Source organism: Pseudomonas sp. H3_C08, assembly GCF_054669455.1.
Genome location: NZ_CP162803.1, coordinates 4,931,419 through 4,949,001 on the forward strand (window position 1 = coordinate 4,931,419; position 17,583 = coordinate 4,949,001).

The 17,583-nt window shown below is 60.3% G+C and carries 16 protein-coding genes; 7 read left to right on the forward strand and 9 right to left on the reverse strand.

Translation table 11 applies throughout. The features are described from left to right. The first annotated feature begins 55 nt into the window (after window positions 1–55). A complete protein-coding gene (locus tag AB4N74_RS22565; protein WP_099757472.1) occupies window positions 56–661 on the forward strand; it encodes a 5-formyltetrahydrofolate cyclo-ligase in 606 nt (201 codons plus the stop codon). Window positions 662–697: 36 nt separating this feature from the next. Here the strand turns inward: AB4N74_RS22565 and AB4N74_RS22570 are convergent, their stop codons facing one another. Next, window positions 698–853: a hypothetical protein gene (locus tag AB4N74_RS22570; RefSeq protein ID WP_016985917.1), complete on the reverse strand. Its 156-nt coding sequence runs from the start codon at window positions 851–853 to the stop codon at window positions 698–700. Between the two features lie 197 nt (window positions 854–1,050). On the opposite strand from AB4N74_RS22570, the gene AB4N74_RS22575 reads away from it, so the two are divergent. The 4 genes from AB4N74_RS22575 (at window position 1,051) to AB4N74_RS22590 (ending at window position 6,431) form a co-directional block, all read left to right on the forward strand. Next, the gene (locus tag AB4N74_RS22575; RefSeq protein WP_099757473.1) at window positions 1,051–1,500 is read left to right on the forward strand and encodes an EVE domain-containing protein; all 450 of its coding nucleotides are present in this window, start codon (window positions 1,051–1,053) and stop codon (window positions 1,498–1,500) included. A 121-nt stretch (window positions 1,501–1,621) separates the two neighbouring features. Beyond that, a complete protein-coding gene (locus AB4N74_RS22580; protein ID WP_099757474.1) occupies window positions 1,622–2,587 on the forward strand; it encodes an HlyD family secretion protein in 966 nt (321 codons plus the stop codon). After that, window positions 2,584–5,313, forward strand: a complete 2,730-nt coding sequence (gene rbbA, locus AB4N74_RS22585) for a ribosome-associated ATPase/putative transporter RbbA (protein WP_460097280.1) — start codon at window positions 2,584–2,586, stop codon at window positions 5,311–5,313. The genes AB4N74_RS22580 and rbbA overlap by 4 nt, the downstream gene beginning before the upstream one ends. Then, complete coding sequence (locus AB4N74_RS22590; protein WP_099757476.1) at window positions 5,313–6,431, forward strand: ABC transporter permease; 1,119 nt, start codon at window positions 5,313–5,315, stop codon at window positions 6,429–6,431. Before rbbA ends, AB4N74_RS22590 begins: the two co-directional genes overlap by 1 nt. 16 nt (window positions 6,432–6,447) lie before the next feature. On the opposite strand, the gene AB4N74_RS22595 is transcribed toward AB4N74_RS22590, so the two are convergent. Continuing rightward, entirely contained in the window at window positions 6,448–6,855 is a 408-nt protein-coding gene (locus AB4N74_RS22595; protein WP_027610485.1) for a flagellar basal body-associated protein FliL, read from the reverse strand. A gap of 150 nt (window positions 6,856–7,005) precedes the next feature. Here AB4N74_RS22595 and AB4N74_RS22600 point away from each other — a divergent pair, with 150 nt between their 5' ends. Continuing rightward, a complete protein-coding gene (locus AB4N74_RS22600; protein ID WP_320336171.1) occupies window positions 7,006–7,983 on the forward strand; it encodes an NADPH:quinone oxidoreductase family protein in 978 nt (325 codons plus the stop codon). 6 nt (window positions 7,984–7,989) lie between these two features. On the opposite strand, the gene AB4N74_RS22605 is transcribed toward AB4N74_RS22600, so the two are convergent. Continuing rightward, the gene (locus AB4N74_RS22605) at window positions 7,990–8,619 is read right to left on the reverse strand and encodes a flagellar basal body-associated protein FliL (RefSeq protein ID WP_460097282.1); all 630 of its coding nucleotides are present in this window, start codon (window positions 8,617–8,619) and stop codon (window positions 7,990–7,992) included. A 224-nt stretch (window positions 8,620–8,843) separates the two neighbouring features. Between AB4N74_RS22605 and glpT the strand changes: the two genes are divergently transcribed. Then, complete coding sequence (gene glpT, locus AB4N74_RS22610) at window positions 8,844–10,193, forward strand: glycerol-3-phosphate transporter (RefSeq protein ID WP_016985912.1); 1,350 nt, start codon at window positions 8,844–8,846, stop codon at window positions 10,191–10,193. Here glpT and AB4N74_RS22615 read toward each other — a convergent pair. The 6 genes from AB4N74_RS22615 to trxA all read right to left on the reverse strand — a co-directional run bounded on the left by AB4N74_RS22615 (window position 10,169) and on the right by trxA (window position 17,476). Continuing rightward, on the reverse strand, window positions 10,169–10,837 hold the full coding sequence (locus AB4N74_RS22615; RefSeq protein ID WP_093429749.1) for a gamma-glutamylcyclotransferase: 669 nt from the start codon (window positions 10,835–10,837) through the stop codon (window positions 10,169–10,171). The two genes, glpT and AB4N74_RS22615, sit on opposite strands and share 25 nt — an antisense overlap. A gap of 196 nt (window positions 10,838–11,033) precedes the next feature. Further along, window positions 11,034–12,002 carry a CDP-6-deoxy-delta-3,4-glucoseen reductase gene (locus AB4N74_RS22620; RefSeq protein WP_257356581.1) on the reverse strand — a complete coding sequence of 323 codons (969 nt, stop codon included), beginning with the start codon at window positions 12,000–12,002 and terminating at the stop codon, window positions 11,034–11,036. Further along, the gene (ubiD, locus tag AB4N74_RS22625; RefSeq protein WP_007911173.1) at window positions 12,002–13,468 is read right to left on the reverse strand and encodes a 4-hydroxy-3-polyprenylbenzoate decarboxylase; all 1,467 of its coding nucleotides are present in this window, start codon (window positions 13,466–13,468) and stop codon (window positions 12,002–12,004) included. Before ubiD ends, AB4N74_RS22620 begins: the two co-directional genes overlap by 1 nt. An 80-nt stretch (window positions 13,469–13,548) precedes the next feature. Further along, window positions 13,549–15,510: an acyltransferase family protein gene (locus AB4N74_RS22630; RefSeq protein WP_460097284.1), complete on the reverse strand. Its 1,962-nt coding sequence runs from the start codon at window positions 15,508–15,510 to the stop codon at window positions 13,549–13,551. Between the two features lie 126 nt (window positions 15,511–15,636). Then, the gene (rho, locus tag AB4N74_RS22635) at window positions 15,637–16,896 is read right to left on the reverse strand and encodes a transcription termination factor Rho (protein ID WP_003229334.1); all 1,260 of its coding nucleotides are present in this window, start codon (window positions 16,894–16,896) and stop codon (window positions 15,637–15,639) included. Between the two features lie 250 nt (window positions 16,897–17,146). After that, window positions 17,147–17,476, reverse strand: coding sequence for a thioredoxin TrxA (trxA, locus tag AB4N74_RS22640; RefSeq protein WP_003206727.1), 330 nt, complete (start codon window positions 17,474–17,476; stop codon window positions 17,147–17,149). Window positions 17,477–17,583 lie beyond the last annotated feature (107 nt).

Below are 17,583 nucleotides of genomic sequence, written 5' to 3' on the forward strand. Positions count from 1 at the left end.
ACCGCCATCGGATTTTTTATGCGTACGTTTTCGTCCAACCTGCCGAAGCCGAACCATGACCGAACCCGCGCTGCTGCCCCGCCCGCAACTCCGCCGCCTGCTGCGCAAGGCGCGCCGTGCGCTGACCAAGAGCGAACAACGCCAGGCTGCCAAGGGCCTGTACCGGCAACTGGCACAAGACCCGCACTTTCGCCGGGCCAGACATATCTCTTTGTATTTGCCCACCGATGGTGAAATCGATCCGCGCCTTCTGCTGCGCGAAGCCCAACGTCGGGGTAAATCGACTTATCTGCCGGTGCTCAGCGCCTGGCCACGCACCAAGATGGTTTTCCAACGCATTCGTCCCGGCGAGAAACTTAAACCCAATCGCTTCCGCATTCTCGAGCCGCGAGCCAATCTGGCACAGCAACGCAAGGTCTGGACACTGGATCTGGTGTTATTGCCGTTGGTAGGGTTTGACGATGTCGGCGGGCGACTGGGGATGGGCGGCGGTTTCTATGATCGCAGCCTGGCGTATCTGGCTCGGCGAAAAAGCTGGCGCAAGCCGACGCTGCTGGGCCTGGCCCATGAATGTCAGAAGGTCGAACGCTTGGCGCAGGCAAGCTGGGATGTACCGTTACAAGGCACGGTCAGCGACAAGGCTTGGTATTTCGCGGGATAGGACGCCGCGCAGATCAGCGGCGTCGAGAAAGCCGTTTCAGCGTTTGAAGGCTGTCGACTGTTGCACCTGTTGCGCGACTTCAATCGGCGCGTCGGCCTTGTTCGACCACAAGCTCTGCGCATAACCGGTGGTTACGACGCCCAAGCCAAACAAAATTACCAAAGTCCATAGTAGATCCGGTTTGCGTTTCATCGATTGCCCCCCTCAAGGCACATCATCACGATGACAGCAGCGGTTTCCGTTCGTAGGCCGTGCAGCAGCGTCAAGCTTTAAAGGCCGGCATTTTGCGACAACGTGAACCTGCGCGCAAACGCTGACGTCAACCGACTGTCGGTTTGTCATAAAATTGCCCGACAACCTGCCCAATGACCGTTTCAGGAGCAAAAACCATGGCCTATTGGCTGATGAAGTCCGAGCCCGACGAACTCTCTATCAAAGGTCTGGAAAAGCTCGGCACAGCGCGCTGGGACGGAGTTCGCAACTATCAGGCGCGTAACTTCCTGCGCTCGATGGCCGTGGGTGACGAGTTCTTTTTCTACCATTCCAGCTGCCCGGAGCCGGGGATTGCCGGTATCGGGAAAATTATTCAGGCGGCGTACCCGGATCCCACCGCACTGGAGCCGGAAAGCCACTACTTCGACCCGAAGGCTACTCCAGAGAAGAATGCCTGGAGTGCGATTGATGTTGCGCACGTCGAGACGTTTGCCCGGGTATTGAAGCTGGATTATCTGAAGCAGCAGACCGCGCTGGCCGAGATGCCGTTGGTGCAGAAGGGCTCGCGGTTGTCGGTCATGCCCGTGACGGCCGAACAGTGGGCCGCCGTGCTCGGCTTGCGCTGAGAACTGCCCGGTCACGGTTATTAGCCGAAAAAGGGGCTAGGCTTGGCGCTCGGTTGACTGACATCAAGCGACTGGAACGCTTGAACAGTCAGACTGCACGCCACAGCCGCAGGATGCCCCCATGTCGACGCACAGCCGCTCTTCACTTTTATACGCCGGGTCGCTTCTGGTGTTACTCGCCGCCGCCGGCGGGCTCGGTTACTGGATGTCGATCAGCAGCCGTCTGGTCGAAGGGCTGTCGATGGGCAACGGTCGGCTGGAAGCCACCGAAGTGCAGATCGCCAGCAAGACACCCGGACGCCTGGCCGAGGTGCTGGTCGATGAAGGCGACAAGGTCAACAAGGGCCAACTGCTCGCGCGCATGGATACCCGCACCCTCGAAGCCCAGCGCACTCAAGCCGAAGCCGAAGTCTTGCGCGCCCGGGAAAACCTCAACGCCGCCGAGGCCAATGTGCAATTGCGCCAGAGTGAATTGCTACTGGCCCAGCAGGAACTGGGGCGTTCGCAATCGCTGTTCAAGCACGGTTTCGTCAGCGCCCAGGTTATCGATCAATTGCAGTCGCGTATCGGCACCGGCAATGCTGCCGTGACGGCGGCCCGCGCCCAAGTGTCGGCGGTCGCTGCAGCGATCGGCGCGGCGCAGGCACAGGTCGCTCAACTGACCAGCGAAATCGACGACAGCAGCCTGCGCGCGCCGATTGATGGGGTGATCCAGTTGCGCATGGCCGAACCCGGCGAAGTGCTGGGGGCCGGTGGCCGCGTCCTGCTGTTGATTGATCCCAACGATCAGTACATGAACCTCTACCTGTCTGCCTCGGTGGCCGGGCGTCTGGCCGTAGGCGATGAAGCCCGGGTGCTGCTCGATGCCCTGCCCGACAAACCCTTGCCGGCGAAGATCAGTTTCGTCGCCGGCAAATCGCAGTTCACCCCCAAAGAGGTCGAGACCCGTGACGAGCGGCAAAAACTGGTGTTCCGCGTCAAGCTGCGCCTGACCCAACCCAGCGCCGTGCCGCAAGCCAAGCCCGGCATGCCCGGCGCCGGTTATGTGCGCATCGCGCCGATTGCCTGGCCGGCCAATTTGCAATGAATAGCCTCGCGGTTCAGGCGAACGCGATCGCGCACCGTTACGGCAAACAGCAAGCGCTGAGCGCTATCACCTTCAGCCTGCCCGCCGGCACCCGTTGCGGGCTGATCGGCCCCGATGGTGCGGGCAAGTCCAGCCTGCTCGGGCTGATCGCCGGCGTGAAGGCCTTGCAGCAAGGGCAACTGGACGTCCTCGGCGGGCAAATCCAGCAGCGCCGCCACCGCGACACGCTGTATGCGCGCATCGCCTTCATGCCCCAGGGATTGGGCGGCAACCTGTATCCCGAGCTGTCGATCCGCGAAAACATCCAGTTCTTTGCCACGCTGTTCGGCCTGTCGAAAGCCGACAGCGAGCAACGCATGCACAATCTGCTGCTCGCCACCGACCTGCTGAAGTTCGCCGAGCGCCCCGCCGGCAAGTTGTCCGGCGGTATGAAACAGAAGCTGGGCCTGTGCTGCGCGCTGATCCATGAACCGGATCTGTTGATTCTCGATGAGCCGACCACCGGCGTCGACCCGCTCTCACGCCGACGCTTCTGGGAGCTGATCGACGATGTACGGCGCGAGCGCCCGCAACTGACCCTGCTGGTTGCCACCGCGTATATGGAAGAAGCCGAACAGTTCGAGCATTGCCTGATGCTCGACAACGGCCAATTGATTGCCACCGGTCTGAGCCGCGAGTTGGCAGCCGTCACCCCCAGCGGCAAACTCGATGAAGCCTTCACACACTTCCAGGGCGACAGTCATCACGACGCTCAGCCGTTGGTCATTCCGCCGCGTACTGGCGGTACCACAGACATTGCCATCGAAGCCCACGACCTGACGCTGCGCTTCGGCGACTTCACTGCGGTGGATCACGTCAGCTTCGCCATCGGTCGCGGCGAGATTTTCGGTTTTCTCGGCTCCAACGGCTGCGGCAAGACCACAACCATGAAAGTCCTGACCGGGCTGATGCCGGCCAGCGAAGGCAGCGCGACACTGCTGGGCAATCCGGTGGACGCCAAGGATCTGGCCACGCGCAAGCGGGTCGGCTTCATGTCCCAGAGCTTTTCGCTGTATGGCGAACTCAGCGTGCGGCAGAACCTTGAGCTGCACGCCCGTCTGTTCGACTTGCCCAAGGCCGAAAGCGCGCAACGCATCGACGCATTGATTCAGCGCTTCAACCTGCTCAGCGTCGCCGATCAGCCGTCCGGTGCCCTGCCTCTCGGGCTGCGTCAACGCCTGTCGCTGGCGGTCGCGGTGTTGCATCGTCCGGAAGTGCTGATCCTCGATGAGCCGACCTCCGGCGTCGACCCGGCAGCCCGTGATGACTTCTGGCGACTGCTGATCGAACTGTCCCGCGAGCAAGGCGTGACGATTTTTCTCTCCACCCACTTCATGAACGAAGCCCAGCGCTGCGACCGCATTTCGCTGATGCACGCCGGCAAAGTCCTCGCTTGCGACACCCCGGCAGCGCTGCAGCGTCAGTTTGCCGGAGAGACGCTGGAAGCCGCTTTCGTGACGTGTCTGGAACAGGCCCAAGGCACTGCCCCATCGCCTCCCGCGAGTGAATCGCCGACAGCGCCTTCAGCGCCAGCCGCCGCGCCGCCAGACCAGCAACGCGGTTTCAGCCTCGGTCGCCTGCTGGCCGTGGCCAGTCGCGAAGGCAAGGAGCTGCTGCGCGACAAAGTGCGCATGGCTTTTGCGCTGGCGGGGGCGATTTTCATGATGGTGATTTTCGGCTACGGAATTTCCCTCGACGTAGAGAACCTCGCGTTCGCCGTTTACGATCAGGATCAAACCCCGCAGAGCCGAACCTATCTGGAAGCCTTTCGCGGCTCGCGCTACTTCGATGAGCGGCCGGCCATCCACGACGCTCAAGAGCTGCACCGCCGCCTGCAACGCTCGGAAATCAAACTGGCGCTGGAAATCCCGCCCGGCTTTGGCCGCGACCTGTACGCCGGACGCCAGCCTGCGGTGGCGGCGTGGCTGGACGGCGGCATGCCGTTTCGCGCCGAGACCAGCCGCAATTATGTCGAAGCCGTGCACCTGGCCAACCTGCAGCAGTTGGCCGAACAGAGCAGCCCCGCCATCAACCACCAGACGGGTGCCAGCCTGGAAACGCGCTTTCGCTACAACCAGGATGTGGTCAGCGTCAACGCTATTGGCCCCGGGGTCATGGCGCTGATTCTGGCGTTCATTCCGGCGATGCTCACCGCACTCGGCATCGTGCGCGAAAAAGAACTCGGCTCGATCACCAACTTCTACGCCACGCCCCTGACCCGCCTGGAGTTTCTGCTGGGCAAACAGGCGCCATACCTGCTGGTCAGTCTGGTCAATCTCGCGCTGCTGGTGGCGATGAACCGCTGGCTGTTTGGCGTGCCGTTCAAGGGCAGCCTGCTGACGCTGGCGTTTGGCGGCCTGCTGTATGTGCTGGCGACCACCAGCATGGGCCTGCTGATCTCGGCGTTCACCCGCACGCAAATCGCCGCGATCCTCGGCACCATGATCATTACCAGCCTGCCGACCATCCAGTTCTCCGGACTGATCGTGCCGCGTTCTTCACTGGAAGGAGCGGCTGCGGTGATGGGCATGCTGTTTCCGGCAGGACACTTTCTCGACATTGCCGTGGGGACGTTCACCAAAGCGCTGGACCTGCGGCAGCTGTGGCCGCAGTGCCTGGCGCTGTTCGGGTTCTTTGTCGGGTTCACCGGGCTGAGCCTGATCATGCTGAAAAAGCAGGAGGCCTGATGCACAAGTTCGCGCACATCCTGCGCCTGGGGCTCAAGGAACTGACCAGCCTGCGCCACGACAGCGTATTGCTGCTGTTCCTGTTCTACGCCTTCACCGTGGCGATCTACATGCCTGCCGCCGGCTCAGTGATCGGCGTGCACAACGCCAGCGTGGCGATCGTCGACGAAGACCACAGCGCCCTCTCGCGCCAGTTGGCCCAGGCCCTGCAACCGCCGGAATTCCAGACGCCAGTGCTGCTCCCCTATCCGCAACTGGACCAGGTCATGGACAGCGGCCAGTACACTTTCGTGATCAACATTCCGGCGGGGTTTCAAACCGATCTACTGGCGGCGCGGCAACCGGCCATTCAGGTCAACGTCGATGCCACCGCGATGAGCCAGGCGTTCATGGGTGCTGGCTACATCAGCCGGATTTTCCAGCGCGAGCTGCAGGCCTTTGGCGACCAGGACGATGCCGCGAGCAAAACGCCGATTCAACTGACCACCCGCGCGCTGTTCAACACCAACCTGGAGGGTGGCTGGTTTCTGGCGGTGATTCAGATCGTCAACAACATCACTATTCTGGCAATCATCCTCACGGGCACGGCGCTACTGCGCGAACGCGAACACGGCACGCTTGACCATTTGCTGGTGCTGCCGCTGACGGCGCTGGAAATCATGCTGGCGAAAATCTGGAGCAACCTGCTGGTGGTGGTGCTGTGCACCTGGCTGTCGCTGGAGGTGGTGGTCAAAGGCGCACTCGGCGTGCCGCTGTCCGGCTCGATGAGCCTGTTTTTGCTGGTGACTGCGGTTTACCTGTTTGCCAGTACCGCGTTGGGGATCTTTCTGGCGACACTCGCACGCTCGACGCCGCAGTTCGGCTTACTGGCGATTCCGGTGATCATCCCGATGTTGCTGCTGTCGGGTGGCAGCACGCCACTGGACAGCATGCCGCAATGGCTGCAGTGGGTCATGCAGGGCTCGCCGTCCACGCACTTTGTCAGCCTCAGCGCCGCGATTCTGTTTCGCGACGCCGGGCTGAGCGTGGTCTGGCCGGACTTGCTGGCGCTAACGGCCATCGGCCTGCTGTTCTTCGTCATCGCGCTGGCGCGCTTTCGCAAAAGCCTGGCGTCCTGAACAGCAGCCAACGCACTTACTGAATGATCAGGTTGTTGAACAACAGATCCTCAACCACCGGCTTGCCGGTCTCGTCATTCATCACTTGCTGGGTCTGCTTCAACGCTTCCTGACGCAGCTTTTCCTTGCCTTCGATGCTGCCCATCGCCTCGGTGGTCTGCTGGGTGAACAGTGCCACCAGCTGATTACGGATCAGCGGCTCGTTGGCCTTGACCAGTTTGGTCGCCTCCTCACCGGTCACGCGCAATGCCACATCGGCCTTGTAAACCTTAAGCTTCGGCGTGCCGTCCAACCCGTAGTTGCCCACGAACGGCGGGCTCAGCGTGATGTAGTTGACCTTCGGCGCCTCGCCTTCTTTAGCTTCTTCGGCCAGCGCTGCCACAGGCAGAGACAGGGCCAGCAACAACATGATCCACGCTTTCACAATTCGCTCCTTATCCGGTTTGCGGCCTAGCATAACGACCCGCCACGCAAGCACAAGCTTATGGCTGACTATCAGGGCCGGGCATGCTCGTTGACCCGTTGACTGACACACCTACACTTATCGGCCATCACTCCCAAAGGAATAGCCCTGATGAAAGCCGTGCTGTGCAAAGCCTTCGGCCCTGCCGAATCGCTGGTGCTGGAAGACGTCGCCAGCCCTGTCGCGAAGAAGAACGAAATCCTCCTGGAGGTGCACGCCGCCGGGGTCAACTTCCCGGACACGCTGATCATCGAGGGCAAGTACCAGTTCAAGCCGCCCTTCCCGTTCTCGCCGGGTGGTGAAGCGGCTGGCGTGGTCACGGAGGTCGGGGAAAAGGTCAGCCACCTCAAGGTCGGTGACCGAGTCATGGCGCTGACCGGTTGGGGCAGCTTCGCTGAACAGGTCGCGGTGCCGGGCTACAACGTCCTGCCGATTCCGCCGTCGATGGATTTCAACACCGCCGCCGCGTTCAGCATGACTTACGGCACCTCGATGCACGCCCTCAAGCAACGCGCCAACCTGCAAGCGGGGGAAACCCTGCTGGTACTCGGTGCGTCCGGCGGCGTCGGTTTGGCGGCGGTGGAAATCGGTAAAGCCATGGGCGCTCGCGTCCTCGCCGCCGCCAGCAGTGCCGAGAAACTCGCGGTGGCCAAAGCTGCCGGTGCCGATGAGCTGATCAATTACAGCGAAGCCAGCCTCAAGGAAGAAATCAAACGCCTCACCGATGGTCAGGGCGCTGACGTGATCTACGACCCGGTCGGTGGCGATCTGTTCGACCAGGCCATCCGCGCCATCGCCTGGAACGGCCGCCTGCTGGTGGTCGGCTTCGCCAGCGGACGCATCCCGGAACTGCCGGTAAACCTCGCCCTGCTCAAAGGCGCGGCGGTACTCGGCGTATTCTGGGGTTCCTTCGCCCAGCGCCAGCCGCAGGACAACGCGGCGAACTTCCAGCAGTTATTCGGCTGGTTCGCCGAGGGCAAGTTGAAACCGCTGGTGTCGCAGGTCTATCCGCTGAGCAATGCGGCGCAGGCGATCAATGATCTTGGCCAGCGCAAGGCTGTCGGGAAGGTTGTGGTGAAGGTTCGCTGAGACTCTTCAACGACCGGGCGACGCCGCAATGTCGCCCGGCATCAGATGTTCCTGAACCTTTTCGCTCTGTGACCCAACCAGCCTTCCCTTGTCATCGAAGCGCAGAACGATCAGCCAGTCGTAAACATCCACCGGCCATTTCGGCTGGCCGATCAGTGCCGGACCATCGCCGCCGAAAGCGGCAATCAGTTTATTGATGTGGCCGTGATGCCAAGCGATCAGCACTGTTTTCGCCTGATTGTTCTTGCGCAGCAGGCTGACCAGTTTGTCGACGTCGTTATTGGCGTAGGGCTGCTCGATGGGCAATTGCAGGCGCTGGGACAGTGGAATCAGTGTCTGACGCGGTCGGATGCTTTCCGGGCTGTCGGCGGTAGCGATCAGACGCTGGGGCGTGAGTGTCTGGTCGTCCAGTTGCAACGAGGTGAAATAGTCCGCGTAGGCAGCGGCGCGCTGTTCGCCCCGGGCATTGAGTTCACGGCCGACTTCAGGCTTTTCCGCATGACGGACGATCAATACGGTGACATTGCGCAGGCCTGGCGCTGCAGAACCCTGTGCGAAGCTCAACACCAGTACTGAAGCAGTCACCGCAGCAACCATCAACAGTCTGGGCAATAGCCTGCGAACTTTCGGGGTCATCGTTTATCTCGCGAAATCAGTCGATCTGTAAATCGCGAGTCTAAGTCACAACCTCCCGAGCGCGACGAAAACGCCCTGTTCTTACAGCTGAGCGACAGGTTCGTAAAGGAACGCGCGACTTCCAACATTTTCCGCTATTTGCTCGATGCGAACCGGTGCTATTTTCGGTAACGAAACTGTAACATTCGCATCCGCAGTCAAAACAAGAAATCTGGAGCTCTTGAATGTTTGCTTTCTTTCGTCCTGCCGCACATCAGGCTCCATTGCCTGAAGAAAAAATAGACAGCACGTACCGACGCCTGCGCTGGCAGATCTTCGCCGGTATTTTCTTTGGCTACGCCGGTTATTACCTGCTGCGCAAAAACTTCTCGCTGGCCATGCCGTACCTGATCGACGAGGGCTACAGCCGTGGTGATCTGGGTCTGGCGATGTCGGCGATCGCCATTGCCTATGGCCTGTCGAAATTCCTCATGGGCCTGGTGTCCGACCGTTCCAACCCGCGCTACTTCCTGCCGTTCGGTCTGCTGGTCTCGGCCGGGGTGATGTTCATTTTCGGTTTCGCGCCTTGGGCAACGTCCAGCGTAACCATGATGTTCATCCTGCTGTTCATCAACGGCTGGGCCCAAGGCATGGGCTGGCCGCCAAGTGGCCGGACCATGGTGCACTGGTGGTCGCAGAAGGAACGCGGTGGCGTGGTATCCGTGTGGAACGTGGCGCATAACGTTGGCGGCGGCCTGATCGGCCCGCTGTTCCTGCTCGGCATGGGCTTGTTCAACGACTGGCACGCGGCGTTTTACGTACCGGCAGCCGTGGCGCTGGGCGTGGCGGTATTTGCCTTCATCACCATGCGCGACACCCCGCAATCGGTCGGCCTGCCACCCATCGAGAAGTACAAGAACGATTACCCGGAAGGCTACGACGCCAGCCACGAAGACGAATTCAGTGCCAAGGAAATCTTCGTCAAATACGTGCTGCGCAACAAAATGCTCTGGTACATCGCCATGGCTAACGTCTTCGTTTACCTGCTGCGCTACGGCGTACTGGACTGGGCGCCGACCTACCTGAAAGAAGCCAAGGGTTTCACCGTCGATAAAACTTCGTGGGCTTACTTCTTCTACGAGTGGGCGGGCATTCCCGGCACGCTGCTGTGCGGCTGGATGTCGGACAAGATCTTCCGTGGCAACCGTGGCCTGACCGGTATGGTGTTCATGGCGCTGGTGACCGTGGCGACCCTGGTTTACTGGCTGAACCCGGCCGGCAACCCGACCGTTGACATGATCGCGCTGTTTTCGATCGGCTTCCTGATCTACGGCCCGGTGATGTTGATCGGTCTGCAGGCGCTGGAACTGGCGCCGAAGAAAGCCGCCGGCACGGCTGCGGGTTTCACCGGCCTGTTCGGCTATCTGGGTGGTTCGGTCGCGGCCAGTGCGGCGATGGGCTACACCGTGGACCATTTCGGTTGGGATGGCGGTTTCGTGCTGCTAGTGGGCGCTTGCCTGCTGGCAATGGCCTTCCTCGCCCCGACGCTATGGCACAAGCAAGTCGCCAGTCAGAGCCGCGAAGCAGTCGCTTGATCGCTTTGTGATTTACAGCGTTTGAGCCGCGCCTCCAGATTACGGTCTGGCATGGCGTGGCTGCGCAGGGCGTGGGCGGTCTGCTCGACATAATCGCGAGTGGTGCCGTAACGCCCGCAAGCGCTTGCGAACACCTGGCTCAGCACGTGATCCGGCAAGTTGCCAGCATAGCTGGGCAGGTGTCGCTCCAAAACGAATCCCAAGGCCTGCACCTGAGTGCCATCTTCGAGCCGGCAGTTGAGCCAGTGTGGCCGGTAGGACGGCACCGGCATCTCGCGTTTCCACAAGGCGTACAGCGCCGCGTCGAGATTATCTTCCGGCAAGCGATAGGCGAAGCCACTGCACGAACCGCCGCGATCCAGACCAAACACCAGACCGGGCATTTCCGGCGTGCCGCGATGCTCGTGCGACCACAGGTACAAACCGCGATGGTAACCATGCACGCGGCCGCGCACCCGCTCCACCGCCGAGCATTCAGGCCGCCAGATCAGTGAGCCATACGCGAACAGCCACACCGGCCCGCCCTTGTGGCGCGCCATGGTTGACTGCATGGAAGCGAGAAGTTGTTCGTGCGTCAGCTGCGGCCCAAGATCGAGCCGCGGAGGGTAATTCAAATTCAGAAAAGCGTTTTCAATGGCGCTCATGGCGAATAGCGTTCAGCTCCCCGCGGGTGAAGAATTACTTAATAGAACGCACCGCTGTAACAATAAGGCACATATGTTTTAAGGCAATTTGAGTGCCATGGCACAGTTCTTAATTGATTGCCTGATTGCTATATAACCTAGCGGCATTTATGCAATTACATAAATACCGATCGGCTATATAGCGAGTTATAACGAATCAGGAGCGGGGGGCGTAAGCGAACACGTCGGCGCGCATTTGATGAGCGTCCATACCCGCTTCAACCAGAGCGTCCAGCGTGCCGTAGACCATGGCCGGCGAGCCGCTGGCGTAGACGTGCAGCGGTTTCAGATCCGGGAAATCTTCACAGACTGCCTCGTGCAGCATGCCGCAGCGCCCTTCCCAACCGCATTGATCGCTGACGACTTTGTGCAGGAACAGATTGGGCAACTTCAACCATTCGTCCCAATGCTCGATCTGATAGAAATCTTCCGGACGGCGTACGCCCCAATACAGATGCACGGGGTGTTTGAAGCCGTTGGCGCGGCAGTGTTCGATCAAGGCGTGAATCTGGCCCATGCCGGTGCCAGCGGCGATCAGCACCAGCGGCCCTTCCGGCAGCTCGGCCAGATGCGTGTCACCGAATGGCAGCTCGACACGCACCATCGCGTTGCGTTGCAGCTGTTCGATCAGGCTCAGTGCACTGGCTTCGCGCGCCAGCACATGGATTTCCAGATCACGCCCGCCGTGGGGTGCCGAGGCCATAGAGAACGCCGACTTCTCGCCGTTCTCGCGCTCGATCATCAAATATTGCCCGGCGTGATAACGCGGTGACTTGCCCGCCGGCGCACGCAGACGCACGCGCCAGGTGTCGCCGCCGACGTCCCGGCACTCGATGACCTGACACGACAGGCTGCGCACCGGCAGTTCTCCCAGCGCGAGCACGCCATCCCACAGCAGGATGCAGTCTTCCAGCGGCTCGGCTATGCAAGTGTAGAACTCGCCGTGGTCGTGCACTTTGCCATCCTGCGCGACGCGGCCTTCAACCAGCAACGCCGCACACACATGACAATTACCGTTGCGGCAGCTTTGCGGGCATTCGTAGCCCAGACGCCGCGCGCCGTCGAGAATCCGCTCACCGGGCTGTATCTCAAGCACTGCTCCGGAGGGCTGCAGGGTTACACGCATCAATCTATTCCTAACTGATTCCAGATGGCATCGATCCGTTGGGTGACGGCGTCGTCCTTGACGATCACACGGCCCCACTCGCGAGTGGTTTCGCCCGGCCACTTGTGGGTGGCATCGAGGCCCATTTTCGAACCCAGGCCGGAGATCGGCGAGGCGAAGTCGAGGTAGTCGATCGGCGTGTTATCGATCATCACCGTGTCGCGCTTGGGATCCATGCGCGTAGTGATGGCCCAGATCACGTCGTTCCAGTCACGGGCATTGATATCGTCGTCAGTGACGATAACGAACTTGGTGTACATAAACTGTCGCAAAAACGACCAGACACCGAGCATCACGCGCTTGGCATGCCCCGGATACGACTTCTTCATGGTCACGATGGCCATGCGATACGAGCAGCCTTCCGGCGGCAGGTAGAAGTCGGTGATTTCCGGGAACTGCTTCTGCAGTATCGGCACGAACACTTCATTCAGCGCCACACCGAGGATCGCCGGCTCATCTGGCGGACGGCCGGTGTAGGTACTGTGGTAGATCGGTTTGATCCGGTGGGTGATGCGCTCGACGGTGAACACCGGGAAGCTGTCGACTTCGTTGTAGTAACCGGTGTGGTCGCCGTAAGGACCTTCGTCAGCCATCTCGCCCGGATGGATCACGCCTTCGAGGATGATTTCGGCGGTGGCCGGCACTTGCAGATCGTTGCCACGGCACTTGACCAGTTCAGTGCGGTTACCGCGCAAGAGGCCTGCGAAAGCGTATTCGGAGAGGCTGTCCGGCACTGGCGTCACCGCGCCGAGAATGGTCGCCGGATCCGCACCCAGGGCGACGGACACCGGGAACGGCTGGCCCGGATGCTTCTCGCACCACTCGCGGAAGTCCAGCGCGCCGCCACGGTGGCTGAGCCAACGCATGATCACCTTGTTGCGGCCGATCACTTGCTGACGATAGATGCCGAGGTTCTGACGATCCTTGTTCGGGCCTTTGGTGACGGTCAGACCCCAGGTGATCAGCGGGCCGACGTCGCCGGGCCAGCAGGTCTGCACCGGCAGCATCGCGAGGTCGACGTCGTCGCCTTCGATGACCACTTCCTGGCACACCGCGTCTTTGACGACTTTCGGCGCCATCGAGATGATCTTGCGGAAGATCGGCAGTTTCGACCATGCGTCTTTCAAGCCCTTCGGTGGCTCCGGCTCCTTGAGGAACGCCAGCAGCTTGCCGATTTCGCGCAGCTCGCTGACCGACTCGGCGCCCATGCCCATCGCCACCCGTTCAGGCGTGCCGAACAGGTTGCCGAGCACCGGGATGTCGTAGCCGGTGGGTTTCTCGAACAGCAGTGCCGGGCCCTTGGCCCGCAGTGTGCGATCGCACACCTCGGTCATTTCCAGCACCGGCGAGACGGGAATCTGGATGCGTTTCAACTCTCCGCGCTGCTCAAGCTGCTGCACGAAATCCCGAAGATCCTTGAATTTCATTGACGATGGCACCCTCAAAATAGGCGTACATCCTACCTGCTCTGACGGGCAAACAGCAGCCCGTCAGCGCCCGGGATCGCTCAATTGTGGCTAGTACCCAGCAGCAATGGTGCAAACAACGGGCTCAGTCTGGCACTGCCCACGTCCGAAAGATGGTCGGCATCCTTGTACTGCGAGTGGCCATCGACATCAATGGCGCACAAGCCGTCCTTGCACATCAGCGGCGTCGGATCGATGACATGAATGCCGGAATCAGCGGCGCTCATCGAGCCGAACAACGACGTGAAAAACTGCTGGCGAGCCAAGTGTTCGCTGAGCGGGCGACCGAGACCTTCTGCCGAACGGCCGATGCGCGCCAGACTGGTCAGACGGTCGATGAAGCTCTTGTGTTGCAGTGGCACTTCCTTGAACAGCCAGACTTGCACACCCGCTTCACGCAACTCGGCCACTTGCGCCTTGAGGGCGGCAGCCATGCGCTGCTCTGCCTGGCGCGGGTTGTCCTTGCGATCAAGCAGGAACTGTAGATCGCCATCGCCGTCTTCACGACCATAAACGTACAGACTCCAGTTCGCCGCCAACACCACGTCCTTGATCCCCAGACTCGTGACGCGGTCCATGTTGCGCTGGTTGAAGTCTTTGCACTGAGGGCGCAAGTGGTCATCGATGATCGGCGGGCACCCGGTCAAGCTGTACAGCCACACCGGCTGCACGTTGCGCCCGGCATTGCCTTCAATGGCTGGCAACAACGCGGCGGCGTGACTGTCGCCCCAGAACATTTTTGTCACCGTAATATTTTGATCACCGCCCACAAGGCAGGATTTGGTCAGTGCCTTGTCCGTGCTCAAGTGCATGCATTTCGACTGCCCGGCGTTCCACTCGCGCGATTGCGCATATTCCAGCGCCTTGCCGGTCAGACGCTGCGGAACACCGTCTGCCGAGCGAATCACCGAGCCGGTGATCGCCAGCACCGTGATCGACACCAGACCGCCGACCAACACCGAGTTACGACTGGCAAACACACGCTTTTCACGGAAGGGTAGTTCGATATAGCGCAGGCTCAGCCAGGCCAGCGCCAATGCCAGAGCCATCCAACCGAGCGCTTCCAGCGGCTGGATACCGTCGATGGAGATCGCATTGGCATACACGTAAACCGGCCAATGCCACAGATACAGCGAATAGGAGAGCAAGCCGATCCACACCAGAACCCGGATACTCAACAACCGGCCCGCCCACGTTGGGCCCTGTGCACCCGACCAGATCAGCGCCGTCGTGCCCAATACCGGCAGCAATGCTGCCCAGCCCGGAAACACCGTGGACTTGTCGTAGGTGAACACCGCCACCAGCACCGCCGCCAGACCGGCCAGGCCAACAGACTGCCGCAGCCACGGCCGCGCGACATGCTTGGGCACGGGCATCACCGCCAGCATGGCCCCGCAGAGCAATTCCCAGGCGCGGGTCGGCAACGAGAAAAAGGCAAATTCCGGCCGGCGTTCGATATAGATGATGTTCAGGCCGAACGACACCAGCAGGACAGCGAACAGCATCCAGCGCCAATGGCGGACGTAGCGCATCAGCAATACCATCATCAGCGGGAAGAAGATGTAGTACTGCTCTTCTACCGCCAGCGACCAGGTATGCAGCAGCGGCTTGAGTTCCGAGGCGGGCTCGAAGTAGCCGTCTTCGCGCATGAACAAGATGTTGGAAATGAACAGCGACTGATAACGAATAGTCCGCCCGAGTTCGGCCAGGTCTTTGGCCGTCAGCAACAGCCAGCCTAATGCCAGCGTCACCACCACAACCACAGTCAACGCCGGCAGGATGCGTCGGGCGCGACGCCCCCAGAAGTCGAGGAAGCTGAAGCGCTGCGCGCTGATTTCACGAAACAGGATTGAAGTGATCAGAAAACCGGAAATGACGAAGAACACATCAACGCCGACAAAGCCGCCGCTGAATGTGTTGAATCCGAAATGAAACAGGACGACGGGAATAACCGCCAGCGCCCGTAATCCGTCGATATCACGGCGATTGCCAAACGTGTGCATAACCTTTCTTATCCTTGTAGGTACAAACCGCTCCAGACAAGGACAGTAGCGCGTTACGAAAGTTATGCGGCGCGTACGCAAAAAAAACGCCCCCTTTCGGGAGCGTTCTTTTTTACAGCGTGTGTATTACTTGCGCTTCATCGACAAGAAGAACTCGTCGTTGGTCTTGGTCGTTTTCAGTTTGTCGACCAGGAACTCGATGGCAGCCACTTCGTCCATCGGGTGCAGCAGCTTGCGCAGGATCCACATACGCTGCAGTTCGTCGTCGGCAGTCAGCAACTCTTCGCGGCGGGTGCCGGAGCGGTTGATGTTGATCGCAGGGAACACGCGCTTCTCGGCGATCTTGCGATCCAGAGGCAGTTCCATGTTGCCGGTACCCTTGAACTCTTCGTAGATCACTTCGTCCATCTTCGAGCCGGTTTCAACCAGCGCGGTGGCGATAATGGTCAGCGAGCCGCCTTCTTCGATGTTACGCGCGGCACCGAAGAAACGCTTTGGCTTCTCGAGGGCGTGGGCATCGACACCACCGGTCAATACCTTGCCGGAGCTCGGGATCACGGTGTTGTAGGCACGGGCCAGACGGGTGATGGAGTCGAGCAGGATCACCACGTCTTTCTTGTGTTCAACAAGGCGCTTGGCCTTCTCGATCACCATTTCAGCAACCTGCACGTGACGGGTCGGCGGCTCGTCGAAGGTCGAGGCAACCACTTCGCCACGCACGGTGCGCTGCATTTCGGTTACTTCTTCCGGACGTTCGTCGATCAGCAGCACGATCAGGTGAACTTCAGGGTTGTTACGGGCGATGTTCGCGGCGATGTTCTGCAGCATGATCGTTTTACCGGCTTTCGGCGGTGCAACGATCAGACCACGCTGGCCTTTGCCGATCGGGGCGCACAGGTCGATGACACGACCGGTCAAGTCTTCGGTGGAGCCGTTACCGGCTTCCATCTTCATGCGCACGGTCGGGAACAGCGGAGTCAGGTTCTCGAAGAGAATCTTGTTTTTCGCGTTCTCTGGACGATCGAAGTTGATCGTGTCGACCTTGAGCAGGGCGAAATACCGCTCGCCTTCCTTCGGAGGGCGAATCTTGCCAACGATGGTGTCACCGGTGCGCAAGTTGAAACGGCGGATCTGGCTCGGCGAGACGTAGATATCGTCCGGGCCGGCCAGGTAGGAAGCGTCAGCGGAGCGCAGGAAGCCGAAGCCGTCCTGGAGAATCTCCAGCACGCCATCACCGGAGATTTCCTCGCCGCTTTTCGCGTGCTTTTTCAGCAGGGAGAAAATCACGTCCTGCTTGCGCGAACGGGCCATATTTTCTATGCCCATCTGTTCGGCCAATTCGAGCAGTTCGGTAATCGGCTTTTGCTTGAGTTCAGTCAGATTCATATAGGAATGACGTAATCATTTATGGAGGGGGGGAAATTAAGCTTTTGGCTTAATGAGGCCGCGCCGCAGAGAAGGCGACAGGATCGCGTACTTATTCGAAAAGGAGTGCGTCGGCGACGGCTAGCAGGGGGCAATGGAGAAACCAGTGCGGGGCCGAATGTACCACCTGAGTTTCGGAGCGTCTAGCCCTGAATACGCAAAAAGCCCCGCTAATTTGCGGGGCTTTTTTTCAGGCACTTTACAGCGACGCTTAGATGTTGGCGTCGAGGAAAGCCGCCAGTTGCGACTTCGACAGGGCGCCGACTTTGGTCGCTTCAACGTTGCCGTTCTTGAACAGCATCAGCGTCGGGATACCACGCACGCCGTGCTTGGCCGGGGTTTCCTGGTTTTCGTCGATGTTCAGTTTGGCAACGGTCAGCTTGCCTTTGTAAGTCTCGGCAATCTCGTCCAGAACCGGAGCGATCATTTTGCAAGGACCGCACCATTCAGCCCAGTAATCGACCAGGACAGCGCCTTCGGCCTTGAGTACGTCGGCTTCGAAGCTAGCGTCGCTAACGTGTTTGATAAGATCGCTGCTCATGGAATTCTCCAGGTTGTAAGCAAAAAAACGTGGCCCATCATAGCCGCCCTTCCCCTGTTCAGGAAGCCGCAGTTGATTGAGTCTTGCTATGGCACTCGATGAGTTTG

Coding starts and splice junctions, on each gene's coding strand:
- AB4N74_RS22615 (WP_093429749.1), bottom strand. CDS start 10,837: ATGAGCGCCATTGAAAACGCTTTTCTGAATTTGAATTACCCTCCGCGG.
- AB4N74_RS22590 (WP_099757476.1), top strand. CDS start 5,313: ATGCACAAGTTCGCGCACATCCTGCGCCTGGGGCTCAAGGAACTGACC.
- AB4N74_RS22605 (WP_460097282.1), bottom strand. CDS start 8,619: ATGACCCCGAAAGTTCGCAGGCTATTGCCCAGACTGTTGATGGTTGCT.
- trxA (WP_003206727.1), bottom strand. CDS start 17,476: ATGAGCAGCGATCTTATCAAACACGTTAGCGACGCTAGCTTCGAAGCC.
- glpT (WP_016985912.1), top strand. CDS start 8,844: ATGTTTGCTTTCTTTCGTCCTGCCGCACATCAGGCTCCATTGCCTGAA.
- AB4N74_RS22565 (WP_099757472.1), top strand. CDS start 56: ATGACCGAACCCGCGCTGCTGCCCCGCCCGCAACTCCGCCGCCTGCTG.
- rho (WP_003229334.1), bottom strand. CDS start 16,896: ATGAATCTGACTGAACTCAAGCAAAAGCCGATTACCGAACTGCTCGAA.
- AB4N74_RS22600 (WP_320336171.1), top strand. CDS start 7,006: ATGAAAGCCGTGCTGTGCAAAGCCTTCGGCCCTGCCGAATCGCTGGTG.
- ubiD (WP_007911173.1), bottom strand. CDS start 13,468: ATGAAATTCAAGGATCTTCGGGATTTCGTGCAGCAGCTTGAGCAGCGC.
- AB4N74_RS22620 (WP_257356581.1), bottom strand. CDS start 12,002: ATGCGTGTAACCCTGCAGCCCTCCGGAGCAGTGCTTGAGATACAGCCC.
- AB4N74_RS22580 (WP_099757474.1), top strand. CDS start 1,622: ATGTCGACGCACAGCCGCTCTTCACTTTTATACGCCGGGTCGCTTCTG.
- AB4N74_RS22575 (WP_099757473.1), top strand. CDS start 1,051: ATGGCCTATTGGCTGATGAAGTCCGAGCCCGACGAACTCTCTATCAAA.
- AB4N74_RS22630 (WP_460097284.1), bottom strand. CDS start 15,510: ATGCACACGTTTGGCAATCGCCGTGATATCGACGGATTACGGGCGCTG.
- rbbA (WP_460097280.1), top strand. CDS start 2,584: ATGAATAGCCTCGCGGTTCAGGCGAACGCGATCGCGCACCGTTACGGC.
- AB4N74_RS22570 (WP_016985917.1), bottom strand. CDS start 853: ATGAAACGCAAACCGGATCTACTATGGACTTTGGTAATTTTGTTTGGC.